The sequence below is a fragment of the Thermodesulfobacteriota bacterium genome (assembly GCA_040757775.1).
In the GTDB taxonomy this organism is placed as follows: domain Bacteria; phylum Desulfobacterota; class UBA8473; order UBA8473; family UBA8473; genus UBA8473.
Genome location: JBFLWQ010000012.1, coordinates 62,439 through 77,632, shown reverse-complemented (window position 1 = coordinate 77,632; position 15,194 = coordinate 62,439). Strand labels below are relative to the sequence as shown.

Genomic DNA, 15,194 nt, shown 5'->3' with positions numbered 1-15,194 from the left:
AAAGTGCCGAGTATGGAGTTGGAACTCGGACATCAAAGGAGGGCTATGATAATGACAAATATAATGCTGGTTGACGATGAGGAGCCGTTTGTGGAAACCATGATCAAACGCCTGACTAAAAAGGGTTTCACGGTTATTGGTGCATTCAGCGGGTATGAGGCGCTTAAAACGCTCGCATCTAACAGGACGATAGATATTGTTATCCTGGATGTCAAGATGCCGGGCATGGATGGTATAGAGACTCTTAAGGAGATCAAAAGCAAATTCCCTCTGGTAGAGGTTATAATGCTTACAGGTCACGCTACTGTGGAGTCAGCCATCGAAGGAATGAAGCTTGGGGCATTTGATTACCTGATGAAGCCTTCTGACATGGAACAACTTTTAGCCAAGATTGAACAGGCAAAGGATAAGAAGTATAAGCATGAAGAGAAGATCAGAGAGGCGAGGATAAAAGAACTCTCTTATAGATTTCAATAAAAATGAAGTCGTAAAAAGTAAAAAATCAGATGGCACAGTAGTCCGTTAGAGGCGGACCAGATGCAAGGCGCGCAAATCCTAAGGAATGAGGCGTACTTACGTGTACGCTGCAATGACTGAGGATGCAGCGGAATCCGCATCAGGCGGACAGATGGACTTTTTACGAAGCCGTCAATAAAGACTGCCAAAAACGATGAAAACAGGGATAAATCAAACAGAGAGTATTAATCTGCTTTTAGTGGACGATGAAGAGGGCTACGTTAGTGTTTTGTCCAAAAGACTGTCAAGGAGAAATATTCATGCAACTGTTGCTCTCAGCGGTACGGAAGCCATTCAGGCTCTCAGGAAACAGGATTTCGATGTAGCCGTTTTAGATCTGAAGATGGAGGATATGGATGGTATTGAGGTTTTAAAGATCTTCAAAAAAGTATATCCTCATATGGAGGTTATCATGCTTACGGGCCACGGTTCCGAGCAGGCTGCCAGGGATGGTTTGTCCCTCGGGGCATTTGCCTATCTTACCAAACCCTGCGACCTGGATGATCTTCTTAATAAGATCAGGCAGGCAGCTAGAAGAAAAGGAGGTGGCACGGTTGGATGAATTCAGCGTCCTTCTGGTAGATGACGAAAGAGAATTTTTAGAGACTTTAATGAAAAGGCTGAAAAAGCGAAATTTAAAGGTAACAGGTGTGGGCAGCGGTGAAGATGCCCTCAAGGTCCTGAAGGAGACGCCACCAGATGTGGTGGTACTGGATGTAAGAATGGATGGTATGGATGGCATACAGACGTTGCGGGAAATCAAAAAGGTGAGACCCCTCGTGGAGGTGATTATGCTTACAGGACATGCAAATATGGAAGTCGCCGTTGAGGGAATGGAGGTAGGGGCATTTGATTATCTGATGAAACCAATGGATATTGATGAATTGTTATATAAACTCGAAGATGCCTATAAGAGAAAAACGATTCAGGAGCAAAAGATAAAACACCTGGAAGAGGAAAAAAAATTGGAAGGGGTTTGAGATGAAAAGACGACTATATGCAAACCTCAGGAGGAAGATCATCTTCATCACCCTGACAGTTGCTTTTATACCCCTCATCTTTCTCAGTGTGATTATTTATTACCAGTTCGCCCAGGTGTTCAGAAATAAAATTGAGGAACAGATTGAATATCGTGCCAGGGCACAGGGTAACGCTATAGAGCTTTTCTTAAAGGAACGCACTGCCATTCTACTTGCCATGGCAGACACATATACCTTTGATTATTTAGCAGCTAGGGGTAAATTAGAGAGGATTTTTCAGATAATGAACCATCGGGTCGGTGGTTTCATTGATCTTGGTTTGATTGACAGTGCCGGAAAACATGTCGCCTATGTAGGCCCTTACAACCTTATCGGTCTGAACTATTATCAGCAACCGTGGTTCGGTGAAGTTGAAAGTAAGGGTGTTTACGTCAGCGATGTCTTCACGGGCTACAGGCGAATACCCCATTTTATCATCGCTGTCCGACGCCAGGAAAACAACAGGATCTGGATACTCAGGGCAACAATAGACTCTGATGTTTTTGAGGGTCTTGTCCGGGCAGCACAGGTAGGAAAAACGGGAGATGCCTTTATTATCAACAGAGAGGGTTTCCATCAAACGCACCTGCGTTTTGGTGGTGAGATTCTTTCTAAATCAAATCTTAATCCCACTATCTTCGGAGAGGGGACAACGGCATTAGAAAAGGTAAACAGTGAGGGGAGAAAGGTGCTCTATGCCGGAAGGTGGTTGAAAAAAAACAGCTGGCTTTTGGTGATCAGTCAGGATGCGTCGGAAGAGATGACGAAACTGTTTAAAACGAAAAGGATAGAGATCATTATCGTTGTCTCAGGTTGCTTGCTGATCATCCTGACAACTATCTTTACAACCCGTCTGACCGTCAGACACCTGGAAACGGCTGACCGGAAGATGAATGAACTTAATGCGCAACTCGTCCATGCAGACAAACTGGCAGCCCTTGGTAAGATGGCGGCCGGCGTTGCCCATGAAATCAACAACCCCCTTGCCGTTATTGCCGAAAAAACCGGATGGATGGAGGATCTCCTGACGGAAGAGGAATTTCAGAAGAGTCAGCACTTTGAGGAGTATAAAAAATCACTGAGGAAGATAGAGGAACACGTGGAGAGGGCGAGAAAGGTAACCCACGGGATGCTTGGATTTGCTCGGAGGATGGAGCCTCATCTGGAGGATGTGGACATAAACGAAATCCTGAATGAGACGATAACCTTTCTGGAGAGTTATGCCCGGACAAATAACATTACGATAGAGAAAGAGCTGGAGACTGATCTTCCCATCATTGCCAGTGACCGAGCCCAGCTCCAGCAGGTGTTTCTGAACCTGATAACCAATGCTATAGATGAGATAGGTAAGGATGGGCTGGTTTGTGTAAGCAGCCGGAGGATCAATTCCGAGATAGCCGTCAGCGTGAGAGACAATGGGCAGGGGATCCCCAAAGAGTATCAGGCAAGAGTTTTTGAACCCTTTTTCACCACCAAACAGGGAGGTAAGGGGACGGGGCTTGGTTTGTCGATTACTCATAATATCGTCCAGAATATGGGAGGGACAATCACCCTCGAGAGCGAGAAAGAGAAAGGGACAACATTCACCGTAAGGTTACCAATTGTTGTTCCGGAGAAGAAGTAAAAAGATAAAAAGTGATTCAGGGGGCCAAGGATTCGAGTGAAATTATAAAAACAACTTCATAGGTCGCATAAAAAATGGGGGTTACAATGGATACCTTCCAGGTTTTGATTGTAGATGATGAGACAGATTTTTTAGAAACAATCGTCAACCGTTTGCAGAAAAGGAAAATTGATGCAACAGGTGTTCCAACTGGAGAGGCAGCCCTCGAACTGATGAAGGGAAAGTCCTTTGATGTTATTTTGCTGGACATCAAAATGCCGGGCGGTATGGATGGTATCGAGGTCTTAAGAGAAATCAAAAAAACACAGCCTTTGACTGAGGTGATTCTCCTTACCGGACATGCCTCAGTGGAGACAAGCATCGAGGGATTGAAGATGGGTGCCTTTGATTACCTGATAAAACCGGTAAAATTTGATGAGGTTCTGGAGAAATTGGCATCTGCCTTTGAAAAGAAGAATACTCAGGAACAAAAGATTCGCAGTGCAAAGATACAGGAATTAGTCCGTTTAAAATAAGGGATTCAAGAAGTCAAGGAGGCAACGATATTAATTCTAGATGATCAGGAGGGGTTTTATGAAAGTACTGGTAGCGACAGACGGTTCAGAAAATTCCATGAAGGCAGTCAGAAGGGCACTTGAACTGGCAGAAAAAGAAGAGGCAGAGATTACCCTGATGTCAGTTGCCTATTTTGGGAAGGGCGACTTTGATGACATGCCGCCCAGAATCCAGGAGAAACTGGAGAGACAGGCCAGGAATGCCCTCGAGAGGGCAAAGATTATTTTCGAAGAAAGGGGGATCAAGGTTCAGACCATTCTGGAGACAGGTGTTGTGCCGGCCAACAATATTATAGGGAGGGCGAAAGATGATGGATTTGACCTCATCCTTATGGGAAGTACAGGCATCACCGGTCTCGAAAGGGTTTTGATGGGGAGCACAGCGGCCAAGGTGGTGGGGCACGCCCCATGCAGTGTAAGTGTAATTCGATGAATTCAGGAGGTAAAAGAGATGTGTAAGTTGTGGACAAAACTGACAGGTGTAATGGTCATGGCATCGTTCGTTGTATCGGATATTGCCTTGGCTGCTGGAGAAAAGGCTTCCCCCCTCGTCATTGTGGCTGATACCCGCAGATTGACGGGATGGGAAGCATGGTTTGCCAATCTCTATAATGAAAGTCATGTATATTTTACTCTGCTCACTGTGATAACCATCCCTGTTGTAGGTGTGATTCTTGGTCTTATCGCGGACCTGGTTATGAGCCATATAGGCATTGACCTGAAATCGAGGGAATTAGCTGAGCACTAAAATTATGAGGATTCAAGGGGTTAAGGAAAATGCTTAAGGCACTGATAAAATCCTTAGAAAACCCGCCAAAGGCGGGAACCCTAGAATCCTTGAGTCCTTTTTATAAACTGGGGAGGTAGTGTATGGACTGGTTGTATGTTTTAATGCCCATTTCGGGGGTTACAGTATTCTGGCCTGGTCTGGTTATCCTTGGAGTAGGAGTCGGAATAATTGGTGGTTTCTTTGGCATGGGTGGCGCCTGGATGGTTACACCGGGGCTTAACATCCTTGGTTTTCCCATGGCTTTTGCGATCGGGACAGATATCGCCCACATGGCGGGAAAGTCCCTAATTTCTACCATGCGGCATGGCAGGTTCGGAAATGTAGACTACCGGCTGGGGTTTATTATGCTTATCGGCACCGTGGTCGGGTTTGAGGTAGGTGCACAGATGATTATGTGGCTGGAACGCCTCGGTAAAGTAGAATTGTATGTCCGCTGGATGTATGTTGTACTCCTTATCCTCATCGCATGGATGATCTTTTCTGACGTGGTAAAGAAAAGAAAAAAGGAAAGGGAGGCAAGGGCAGCAGGTATGGATGTGGAGAAACTGGCCACAGGTATTGAATGGCACAAGACCCTCCACAAGATCAAGATCCCTCCTGTGATACATTTTAAAGCGGCAGGATTTTACTGCTCTGCATGGTTACCCATCTTTGTCAGCTTTCTTACCGGCTGGCTGGCAGGTATCCTTGGTATCGGCGGGGGGCTCATTCGTATGCCGGCACTTATCTATTTTATCGGTTGTCCAACACACATAGCTGTGGGGACAGACCTCTTTGAGGTTATGATATCAGGTCTTTACGGAGCTGCCACATATACTTATAAGGGCAGGACAGAGCTCCTTGCGGCCCTTATAATGCTGGTAGGCGCTGCTGTGGGAGCACAGATTGGAACAGTGGCAACCAAATATATTAAAGGGTATGGAATTCGTATCGCCTTCGGGGTTGCCGTTATCGGTTGTTGTATTTCCATCATCATGAAACTCATTCCAAGGTATATAGCCGGGACTAAAGTAGCTATGGATATTACCTCAACCGTTCTCATCCTTGGGCTTGTGGGTGCCCTGTCTCTCTATATTTTTATCAAAATGTTACAGGGTGCAAGGGAAGAGATCGCCGTGAGGAAAGGGAAGACCTAGCATGAGGAGGTATGTAATGATAAAGAAACTTAGCCTGTTTACAATACTAACTGTCTTGTCTTCTGTTTTTATTTTCGCCTGCGGGGAATTGGGTAAGGTAGACCAGGGCAGGGTTATCGAATTTGATAAAGAGAAAGGTACGGTCACTATTGTCAGGGATAAGAAGGCCAACTCTAAGAACCCTGACTACAGTTATCTGCCACCTGTTATTTATGAGATACCAAAGGATCCGAAGGAAATGGGGCAAGAACCGAAGACAGGGAAACGGATGAAGCTCGATACCGGGAACAGCCAGATAGTCATATTTGATATGGCCACACAGAACTTCAAGACGATAACTTATAAGCTGGTCGAGCAGAAAGAAAATATAGGAAAAGAGGACCCATTGGTCTATGATAGGGCGGCAGATAAACCCAAGAATTTTCCCGTGATAGACAGAGAAAAGAAGACCATTACCATCTATTCAAAGAGACAAAAGGTTCTCACCACCCTCTCTCTGCCTACTGAATACTTTACTCTTCCGGATAATACCTGGGATAGCGGTGATGAAGTCCGTATCTACTATAAGGAAGAGGGAAAAGCCAGGAGGTTTATGAACGTCAGCAAGACCGACATTTTTAAGAAATAACTATACGAGAGCTTTGAAAATTTATACAAACTGTCATTGCGAGGAGCGAGTAAGCCAAAGCTATATAGATTTCTCCTTCCAGTCGAAATGACAAAGTGCTTATTTATTCAAAGGTCTTTATACAGCATTTATGGATCGGGGACAGAGAGGGACAACGCCCGCCGTGGCACCTTGAAAAGGGAATAGAGCAGCAGGGATGGACGTAGAGAAAGTCAGGCAGTGGAGAAGCATCACGGAAAAGGTTGCCGCTGTTTTATGTATTGTTCTGAGTCTGTTAATTATTGATGCCTTGATTGCCGGATTCAGGCAACCGATAAATGTATTTGATCTTCTCCCCGGAACATCTGTAGAAATCAACGGAGTACTGGTGGAAAAAGTCCAGAGTGTCCAGGAACTAACCTACAGGAGCAGTTCAAGTCTAATCCAGCTTTCCATCGATTCCATCCAGAGAGGTTTCTGGTTCGGGCAGAACATGTGGCAGGGGAGGCTGACAACCAGTCCCGGTATCAGACAGGGAGACTATAAGTTGGTTGTGGGTATTAAGGGAAAGAAGATCCAAAAGCCACCCCCTGTTTTTCTGATAAGGGTTCATAAAGATTATATGGGCTACCGCCAAAGCTTCAAGTCTCTCATGAAACGATACTTTAATATCTCTCCATGGGCTGCGGTTGTTTCTCTTGCCCCATTGGTTGTTGTGTTATTCGGGTGTATATTTCTTTTCTCCCGGAAGATTGAACATCTCATGGCTGAGCAGGGAAAGGCAGAGGTATATAAGGTAATAAAGGGTGATGGGGGATACGAGATCGCCTTTAGTCTAGGTACCAAGCATGGTATCCAGGCCAATACCTGTCTTAATCTCCTTAATGAAAAGGGAAAACCTGTAGGAACGGTGGTGGTTCACAAGGTCTCTGAAACTGACTCGCTGGCAACGGCGGAATATGGTTGCAAAGTTAAACCGGGTTATGTCGTTTCACTTCAAAAGCAAGAATGAAGATAATTTTTAAGTACTTGCAAAAAATTTGTATAGGAAGAGGAGGTTATTTAATGAGAAAATTGTATCAAATGCTTTTGATGGGCGCAAAGGCACATGCAAAGTGGGAGTATGAAGTCTCTATGAATATATTGACAAGCAAGAAGAGGCGATGGATACTGGGTTTGATGTTATTACCAATTATTTTAGGATCGATCGCCCTGGCATCTTCTGACCTCCCGCCAATCCTGGGCGGAAAGGAGGCTTATAGCCCTGCCTTCTATACTACATTCGTTTTTGTGGTTTCCATACTCATCGGTGTCTGTGCAGGGTTAATTACCGGTGCTATCGGGGCAGGCGGCGGTTTCATCATCACGCCTGCGCTCATGAGTGCCGGGATAAAAGGCATCCTTGCCGTGGGTACCGATCTCTTTCACATCTTCGCCAAGGCTATTATGGGAACGGTCGTTCATAAAAAACTGGGTAATGTCTCGACCGGCCTGGCTATCGCCTTTTTGGTCGGATCAGTCGTAGGGGTTACCGGTGGCGGGGTAATCAACAGGACACTTTATGAAAAAAACCCTGTCTTAAGTGACACCTTCATCAGTGTTGTTTATGTCCTCTTATTAGGGTTTTTAGGTACCTATGCCTTGATAGATTTTTTCCGACTCAGGAAGATGGAGGGAGAAGTTGGAGCTCATGTGGGAGAAAGTCCCCACGGTGCCGAGATGGCATCCGGGGAAAAAGGCCTTCCCGCCAGGTTGCAATCTGCCAGGATTCCTCCTTTTATTACCTTTGATCAGGACCTGACCCCTGGCGGCAAGAAGATTTCTGCGGTTTTTGTGGCTATCTGCGGGGCCATTGTCGGTTTCGCTGCGGCAATAATGGGGGTAGGCGGAGGCTTTCTGACCTTTCCCATGTTTGTTTACATCCTCGGTGTTTCTTCTTTTACTACAGTTGGGACAGATATTCTGCAGATCATATTTACCGCCGGCTACGCCGCCATTGTACAATACGCTGTCTACGGCTTCGTTTTCTATACCCTGGCCATGGGAATGCTCCTCGGCTCCCTGGTGGGGATTCAGCTCGGAGCACTCACCACCACGGTTGTCAAAGGAATCTATATCAGGGCTTTTTATGCCGTAGCCGTTATAGCCGGTTTTGTCAACAGGCTGTTTGCCCTGCCCGGTAAACTCAGGGAGATGGAAATCATTGACATCTCCAAGGCTATGGCAGCAACTCTGACCACTATCGGTAACTGGCTCTTTTTTATTGCCGTGGGGATCTTCGCGATCTGGGTAATCGGAAAGTTTTTCAGCAACATTAAGGTCTTGAGAGGGGAGGTATAGGACAATGATAGTGGCAAATAAAAGGGAATTCAGAAAAGGTCTTCTTCTAACTGTCAGTTTTTTTATTGTCCTGGGAATAATGTTTAGCCCTGTGTTTGGTGGAGGGCAGAATGCCTTCCAGGCTGCAGATCGGCTTTTCAACTCCATTGCCAAGGGATCAACGTACTACATCCCCAAAGTTCTAAAAGAAAACGAGGAGTATAAAGGTCGCCGCGTTGATGCTGCTATCAAACTTGATAACGAAGAGACGGTAAAGAAGGTAGTGCAACTCTTCTCCGCAGCGGGTGCCTCGGTGAGCATGTCGGACAGTGGATCAACTCTGCTTAAGGTAAATGGTGACCTTGGCAGGATTTTAGAGGTGGCGATCAGGAATGCCGATGTTGTATTCCATAATCGAGGCGAAGAGATTGCCCAGAAATACGGCTTTCCTCAAAAAGAGGTGTTGTTTGTCTGGCATAAAGGATTCAAGGCACTGAACAAGGCACTGACAAAACAGGAGAAATTCAACGATGCAACCTGGGTAGAAGAGGTGATGAAGAGAGCCATCGAGGTAGCATACAACTTCTATAAAATCGAACCGAGATCGGCATCTTCCAGTGTCGGTATCTTAAGCGTTTCGCTAGGCTTTTATGTCCTGTATACCCTGTGGTGGGGTTATGCAATCCTCTTCCTTTTTGAAGGTCTTGGACTGGAGATGAAAGCAGGTCATAAAAAAGAGGTGTAAATTTTTTTGTGCTTCCTTTCCTGAAAAAGATTTTTTTTAGGGTAGTACCCCCACGGAAACAACGTTTTGTCTTTAACGTTGAGGAACTTCGTTCCACCTTCAAGGCACGTTACCATAGTTTCAAGCTCCTTCTCAACGCCAATAACAAGGCACTGGAGATAATGGCTGATATAGAACAGTTCCTTGGGGGGGAGCGCCCTTTTGGCATGTCCTTTATAAGGACAAACTGTACAGCTTTATCTGTCAACGTCTTCCGTATCATCCAGAATCTTAATGAACTCGCCCCTGATAAGTATCTGGAATTGTACAACAGATTCAGGGATATTGAGGGGTCCATCAATCAGATACTTTCCAGGAGAAGACTGCCAAAAGGGGATAGGCTTGTTATTTCACTTCGGGAAATCAATACGGAGATGGCAGATGAGGTAGGAAACAAGATGGCCGGACTGGGGGAGGTAAAAAACCGTCTTCATCTTCCTACACCGGAAGGCTTTGTGATCACAGCCCTTGCCTATCAGAGGTTTTTCATCCATAACGACCTTCAGACAGAGATTGACCGTCGCCTTCAGTCTTCCAGCACGGAGCAGATCGATCATCTATATGCCCTCAGCGCTGACATCCAGCAACTTATCATACGGTCAACTATCCCTCCCGACCTTGAACAGGCAATCATGGGGGCTTACAGAGACATGGAGCAGCAGATCAGGGATGGGATAACGGTATCTCTGCGAAGCAGTGCCCTAGCAGAGGATTCTGCTGGAACATCTTTTGCCGGACAGTATCGTTCCGAACTGAACGTGAGCGCCGAAAATATCATGCAGGCATACAAAGAAGTCGTAGCAAGCAAATACAGTCTGCAAGCTATGGCTTACAGATTGAACAGAGGAATACGCGATGAAGATATTGACATGTGTGTGGGTTGTATGGTTATGATTGATGCGCTGTCTGGCGGAGTCACCTACTCCCGTAATCCGCTGGATATGAGAGATGGTTCGATTTTCATAAACTCAGTCTGGGGGCTTCCAAAATCCGTGGTTGACGGCAGCGGGGCATCTGACCTGTTTGTTGTCTCAAGGAACAACATGGCTGTGGTAAAAAAAGAGATCAGGAACAAGGAATACAGGTTTGTCTGTTACCCTGAAGAAGGGGTATGCCGTCTGGATCTTGCGGGAGATAAAGCCTCTTCCCCTTCCCTTACGGATGACCATGTTCTTGAGCTTGCCCGGATCGCGATGAAAATAGAAGAATACTATGGTTTCCCTCAGGACATTGAGTGGGGTATCTCCCATGATGGTTCCATATATATCCTGCAATCCAGGCCGCTTAAACAGTTTGATACAGAAGGAATGAATTCTGGAAAAACAGAGGAACCATTAGAGGCAGGATCTGTAATCATCGCAGGGGGGATAACAGCCTCTGCTGGTGTAGCTTCGGGTCCCGTTTTTGTACTGAAGAAGGATATGGACGCCCTCCAATTCCCTGAAGGGGCTGTCATGGTTACTCCTCGGCCTCTGCCCAGATGGGCTGCTTTACTGAGTCGTGCCAAAGCGGTAGTTACCGAGGAGGGAAGTTTTGCCGGCCATCTGGCAACCGTGGCAAGGGAATTTAATGTCCCGGCATTGTTTGGTATCCCTGGGGCAACCGATAAACTGAGGAATGGCGATCTGATAACGATAGATGCAGAGGGACGGAAAATCTATAAGGGCTCTATTGAATCCCTGTTAATACAGTCGAAGTATAAAAAAAGGTTTATGGAAGGCAGTCCTGTTTATGGTATACTCAAAGAGGTGAGCCGGCATATCGTTCCCTTAAACCTTCTCGATCCGGATGCCCCGGATTTCAAACCGCAAAAGTGCCAGACCCTCCATGATATTACCCGCTTTTCACATGAAAAGGCGGTTTGGGAGATGTTCAGCTTCGGCAAGGAACATCATTTTTCAGAGCGTGCCAGCAAACAACTACTAACTGACGTACCCATGCAGTTCTGGGTCATTGATTTAGACGACGGTTTCAGGGATGAAACAAAGGGAAAGCATGTTAAACTGGAAAACATCTCATCTGTCCCCATGCTCGCCCTATGGGAGGGAATTACCGCCATACCATGGCGGGGACCACCGCCGGTTAATGCAAAGGGATTTATGTCAATTCTACATCAGGCGACTACCAATCCTGCACTTGATCCATCCACCCGTTCTTCGTATGCAATCCGGAATTATTTTATGATCTCAAAGAATTTTTGCAGTCTCCATTCAAGGTTTGGCTTCCATTTCTCCATTGTGGAGGCTTTGGTTAGTGAAAGAGCCATTGAAAATTATATCAGTTTCCAGTTCAAGGGGGGAGCTGCTGACTATAAGAGAAGGGTCAGGCGGGCACTTTTTGTCGGCCATATCCTTGAGGAATTTGGTTTTCGTATAGAGGCCAAGGAAGATGCAATTTTTTCCCGCGTGGAGGGACAAGAAGAATACTTTATGAAAGAGAGACTCAGAATCATAGGTTACCTGATCATACACACCCGTCAGTTAGACATGATTATGCTGGACGATGCCTCCATAAGCAGCCAGAGGGAAAAGATCATGAATGACCTATATTCCATTATCAAGGATTTAAGTGGGTAAGGAGTCGAGGATTCGAGTGAAAAGAAGAAAAATACAGTCTGACGTCACAGATAAAGAAGGTACAGAAAGATATAGCAGAGGTGGAAAGGATCCGCCAGAGACGGACTTATAAAATCATTGGAAAACAAACCCTTGAACCCTTGAATCCTTTTTTGCAACTAAATGGGAGAAGAACCATACAGAAAGATTTAGATATGGAAACTATCCGTTTGTTACTGGTAGATGATGAAGAAGATTTCAGAACGACTCTGGCCAGCAGGTTAAAAAAAAGAAATGTAGATGTTGCTGATGTTGGCAGCGGTAACGAGGCAATAGAACTGATCAGAGAAAGGTCTTTCGATGTTGCCGTTCTTGACATCAAGATGCCCGGGATGGATGGCATAGAAACCCTGAGGCAGATCAAGAAGATCGCTCCGCTTGTAGAGGTTATCCTGCTGACCGGACATGGTTCTGTGGAAGCAGGTATTGAGGGTATGAGATTGGGAGCATATGACTATGTGGTTAAGCCCTGCAATGTTAAGGATCTCTTGGTCAAGGTAGAGGATGCCTACATAAGGAAACTGCTCGAAGAGGCACAACAGCGGGCTTAAGCCCGCTGTTGCAGGAAGGGGTAGAGATGCCTACCTACGGAAACTATTTGAGGAAACTCAACAGCAGGCTCAACAGTGGGATCAACAGCGGGCTTAAGCCCGCTGTTTTTAACCTTTTTAGAAGAAAAAAACCAAACAAGGACACCTTCTCTCCTGATACCCTGTCCAATCTCTTTCGATTTAAATATTCCTGTTTCAAGATGTTGCTGGACTCAAATGCCAAATTTTTGACGGTAATAAGCGATATAGAGGAGAGACTCCAGGGACAGGAGATCTTCGGTATGTCGTATGTAAGATCCCGGGCTGACCAGGCTGTTTTTCATACCCTTCGTATGGTTAAAAACCTGGATGACCTCTCGGGTCACCGTTATACCCTGCTTTTTGATATCCTCGAAAAGATTAACCTGAAAATCAAAGAGGTTTTGGGCAAGAGAAAGGAGATTCCACCGACAGAATTGATTTTACCTTACGTTCAGATTAATGCGGAGATGGTGGACTGGGTGGGGGGGAAAAATGCCAACCTGGGTGAGATACATAACAGGGTGCATCTTCCCATACCCAGAGGGTTTGCTATCACGACACGGGCATTCGAGTCTTTTATGGTATCCAACGAACTCTTTGATGAGATCAGCAAAAAAAAGGTGGAAATTGACCCTGATAATCCGGAAACCATTAATACTACCAGTGAGGATATCCAGCAGTTAATTACCTCAGCCCGGGTTCCTGCTGAACTGGAAGATGCCATCCTCCTGGCATATGCAAAACTTTCTGAAGACTGCGGAATAAGAGTATCCATGCGTAGCAGCGCGATCGGAGAGGACAGTGAGCTTTCCTACGCTGGCCAATACTTATCCAAACTAAACGTACCCTCGGAGCAAATCATTCAAGCATATAAGGAAATCGTAGCCAGTCTCTATTCTCCTCGGGCGATTGCCTATCGCCTCAACAAAGGGATAAGGGACGAAGATGTCGCCATGAGTGTCGCCTGCCTTGAAATGGTAGAATCTGCAGCCAGCGGCGTAATGTATTCGCGAAATCCATTAAACTTGTTTGAAGAGAATACAATCATTACAGCGGTATGGGGGCTGGGTCCCTATGCCGTGGATGGGGTTATCACACCGGACAATTACACGGTAGACAAAAACCGACAAACAATAGCAGCCGAGATCTCCCACAAGACAGTTAAGTTGGTCAGTAAGCCCGATGGGGGTTTGATGGAAGTTCCTGTGGAAGATAAGTTTCAGGATAAACCTTGCCTATCACAGGAAGAGATTGATATTCTTGCCGCCTACGCCCTCAAACTTGAGGAACACTATGGGTCCCCCCAGGATATCGAGTGGGCCCTCGACAGGTACGGACGTCTCTTTATCCTGCAAAGCCGCCCCCTCCGCGTAGAAGACTATGGAAAAGGCTATCCCCTCACCCCTGTCTTGACAGCATACCCCCTCCTAATCGAAAAAGGGGGAACAGCCTCTGCAGGGGTAGGTTTCGGACCGGCATTTCATGTAGCTTCAGATCAAGATCTGTTGAATTTCCCTGATGGGGCGGTTCTGGTGGCCAGGCACTCATCCCCGAAGTTTGTTATGGTCATGAACAAAACCAGGGCGATCATCACCGATCTGGGAAATATAGCAGGACATATGGCATCTCTTGCAAGGGAGTTCTCGGTGCCTGCCATCGTGAATGCCAGGGTAGCCACAGCCACTATCCCCACCGGTATGGAAGTCACCGTGGATGCCTATTCAGGAAGGGTATATCAGGGAATAGTCCCTGAATTAGAGTCCTTCCAGAATGCCTGTGAATGCCCCATGAAGGATACACCGGTATACAGGGTTCTGAGGGGGGTCAGTGATTGGATTATACCTTTGCATCTTCTGGACCCCAAGTCACCCAACTTCACTCCCTCATTTTGTCAGTCCCTTCACGATATCAGCCGGATGGTACATGAATTCTCATATACTGAGATGTTTCAACTCAGCGATTTTGTGTCTGACAAAAAGGGAGTAGCTTTTAAATTAAAGGACTTCGTTCCGCTCGACCTGTATGTTATTGATTTGGGAGGTGGTCTAACGGAAACCAACGTGCATCTCAAAAGTGTACCTCCTGATAAGATTGCTTCGATTCCCTTCAATGCCCTCCTTAGAGGAATAATGCATGAAGATTTTCAGAAAAGTCAATTACGCCCTGTGGAGTTTAAAGGCTTTTTATCTGTTATGAGAGAGCAGATGCTCTCCCCTCCTTCTAAAGCAGAAAGGTTCGGTGATCGCAGCTATGCCATTATTTCTGACAAATATCTAAATTTTAGCTCCCGCGTGGGCTACCATTACAGCATACTGGATTCCTACTGTAGTCCGACACCTAGCATGAATTATATAACATTCTCTTTCAAGGGTGGTGCTGCCGACGATATCCGCAGAAACAGACGTGTCCGGGCTATTGCTATAATCTTTCAATCACTTGATTTTACAGTTGAGGTCACCGGAGACCGGGTAGACGCCCGTTACCAAAAACACGAGATGTCTCTTATTGAAGATAAACTGGACGTGATTGGACGACTGCTCCAGTTCACCCGCCAGATGGATATGTTGATGAATAATGAAGCCAGTGTTGAGGCATTGGCAAAGAATTTTCTGATAGGAAATTACAACTTGAGAAACACTGTAACTGCTTAGGAATCAG

General features: G+C 46.0%; 15 protein-coding genes. All 15 read left to right on the top strand.

The window, feature by feature from the left end; translation table 11 throughout:
• The first annotated feature begins 45 nt into the window (after positions 1 to 45).
• Positions 46 to 477 (top strand): response regulator, encoded by a 432-nt coding sequence (locus AB1401_09010; GenBank protein MEW6615589.1) that lies wholly within the window; start codon positions 46 to 48, stop codon positions 475 to 477.
• A gap of 193 nt (positions 478 to 670) precedes the next feature.
• Positions 671 to 1,078, top strand: a complete 408-nt coding sequence (locus AB1401_09005) for a response regulator (GenBank protein ID MEW6615588.1) — start codon at positions 671 to 673, stop codon at positions 1,076 to 1,078.
• The gene (locus AB1401_09000) at positions 1,071 to 1,496 is read left to right on the top strand and encodes a response regulator (GenBank protein MEW6615587.1); all 426 of its coding nucleotides are present in this window, start codon (positions 1,071 to 1,073) and stop codon (positions 1,494 to 1,496) included. Before AB1401_09005 ends, AB1401_09000 begins: the two co-directional genes overlap by 8 nt.
• A gap of 1 nt (position 1,497) precedes the next feature.
• Positions 1,498 to 3,159, top strand: a complete 1,662-nt coding sequence (locus AB1401_08995; GenBank protein MEW6615586.1) for an ATP-binding protein — start codon at positions 1,498 to 1,500, stop codon at positions 3,157 to 3,159.
• An 86-nt stretch (positions 3,160 to 3,245) separates the two neighbouring features.
• Positions 3,246 to 3,674 (top strand): response regulator, encoded by a 429-nt coding sequence (locus tag AB1401_08990; GenBank protein MEW6615585.1) that lies wholly within the window; start codon positions 3,246 to 3,248, stop codon positions 3,672 to 3,674.
• 58 nt (positions 3,675 to 3,732) lie between these two features.
• The gene (locus AB1401_08985; GenBank protein MEW6615584.1) at positions 3,733 to 4,146 is read left to right on the top strand and encodes a universal stress protein; all 414 of its coding nucleotides are present in this window, start codon (positions 3,733 to 3,735) and stop codon (positions 4,144 to 4,146) included.
• A gap of 18 nt (positions 4,147 to 4,164) precedes the next feature.
• Entirely contained in the window at positions 4,165 to 4,461 is a 297-nt protein-coding gene (locus tag AB1401_08980) for a DVU0150 family protein (GenBank protein MEW6615583.1), read from the top strand.
• A gap of 122 nt (positions 4,462 to 4,583) precedes the next feature.
• Positions 4,584 to 5,639, top strand: coding sequence for a sulfite exporter TauE/SafE family protein (locus AB1401_08975; protein MEW6615582.1), 1,056 nt, complete (start codon positions 4,584 to 4,586; stop codon positions 5,637 to 5,639).
• A 16-nt stretch (positions 5,640 to 5,655) separates the two neighbouring features.
• A complete protein-coding gene (locus AB1401_08970) occupies positions 5,656 to 6,267 on the top strand; it encodes a DUF4881 domain-containing protein (GenBank protein ID MEW6615581.1) in 612 nt (203 codons plus the stop codon).
• A gap of 196 nt (positions 6,268 to 6,463) precedes the next feature.
• Positions 6,464 to 7,258: a hypothetical protein gene (locus AB1401_08965; protein ID MEW6615580.1), complete on the top strand. Its 795-nt coding sequence runs from the start codon at positions 6,464 to 6,466 to the stop codon at positions 7,256 to 7,258.
• Between the two features lie 53 nt (positions 7,259 to 7,311).
• On the top strand, positions 7,312 to 8,586 hold the full coding sequence (locus tag AB1401_08960; GenBank protein MEW6615579.1) for a TSUP family transporter: 1,275 nt from the start codon (positions 7,312 to 7,314) through the stop codon (positions 8,584 to 8,586).
• Between the two features lie 4 nt (positions 8,587 to 8,590).
• Positions 8,591 to 9,310 (top strand): hypothetical protein, encoded by a 720-nt coding sequence (locus AB1401_08955; protein ID MEW6615578.1) that lies wholly within the window; start codon positions 8,591 to 8,593, stop codon positions 9,308 to 9,310.
• Between the two features lie 8 nt (positions 9,311 to 9,318).
• A complete protein-coding gene (locus AB1401_08950; GenBank protein MEW6615577.1) occupies positions 9,319 to 11,925 on the top strand; it encodes a PEP/pyruvate-binding domain-containing protein in 2,607 nt (868 codons plus the stop codon).
• A 194-nt stretch (positions 11,926 to 12,119) separates the two neighbouring features.
• On the top strand, positions 12,120 to 12,515 hold the full coding sequence (locus AB1401_08945; protein MEW6615576.1) for a response regulator: 396 nt from the start codon (positions 12,120 to 12,122) through the stop codon (positions 12,513 to 12,515).
• Positions 12,516 to 12,541: 26 nt separating this feature from the next.
• On the top strand, positions 12,542 to 15,187 hold the full coding sequence (locus AB1401_08940; protein ID MEW6615575.1) for a PEP/pyruvate-binding domain-containing protein: 2,646 nt from the start codon (positions 12,542 to 12,544) through the stop codon (positions 15,185 to 15,187).
• The last annotated feature ends 7 nt before the right edge of the window (positions 15,188 to 15,194 follow it).

Excerpts from the sequence above, each read along its gene's own strand:
- AB1401_09010 (MEW6615589.1), top strand. The coding sequence starts at position 46 with ATGATAATGACAAATATAATGCTGGTTGACGATGAGGAGCCGTTTGTG.
- AB1401_09005 (MEW6615588.1), top strand. The coding sequence starts at position 671 with ATGAAAACAGGGATAAATCAAACAGAGAGTATTAATCTGCTTTTAGTG.
- AB1401_08995 (MEW6615586.1), top strand. The coding sequence starts at position 1,498 with ATGAAAAGACGACTATATGCAAACCTCAGGAGGAAGATCATCTTCATC.
- AB1401_08990 (MEW6615585.1), top strand. The coding sequence starts at position 3,246 with ATGGATACCTTCCAGGTTTTGATTGTAGATGATGAGACAGATTTTTTA.
- AB1401_08985 (MEW6615584.1), top strand. The coding sequence starts at position 3,733 with ATGAAAGTACTGGTAGCGACAGACGGTTCAGAAAATTCCATGAAGGCA.
- AB1401_08980 (MEW6615583.1), top strand. The coding sequence starts at position 4,165 with ATGTGTAAGTTGTGGACAAAACTGACAGGTGTAATGGTCATGGCATCG.
- AB1401_08975 (MEW6615582.1), top strand. The coding sequence starts at position 4,584 with ATGGACTGGTTGTATGTTTTAATGCCCATTTCGGGGGTTACAGTATTC.
- AB1401_08970 (MEW6615581.1), top strand. The coding sequence starts at position 5,656 with ATGATAAAGAAACTTAGCCTGTTTACAATACTAACTGTCTTGTCTTCT.
- AB1401_08965 (MEW6615580.1), top strand. The coding sequence starts at position 6,464 with ATGGACGTAGAGAAAGTCAGGCAGTGGAGAAGCATCACGGAAAAGGTT.
- AB1401_08960 (MEW6615579.1), top strand. The coding sequence starts at position 7,312 with ATGAGAAAATTGTATCAAATGCTTTTGATGGGCGCAAAGGCACATGCA.
- AB1401_08955 (MEW6615578.1), top strand. The coding sequence starts at position 8,591 with ATGATAGTGGCAAATAAAAGGGAATTCAGAAAAGGTCTTCTTCTAACT.
- AB1401_08945 (MEW6615576.1), top strand. The coding sequence starts at position 12,120 with ATGGAAACTATCCGTTTGTTACTGGTAGATGATGAAGAAGATTTCAGA.
- AB1401_08940 (MEW6615575.1), top strand. The coding sequence starts at position 12,542 with ATGCCTACCTACGGAAACTATTTGAGGAAACTCAACAGCAGGCTCAAC.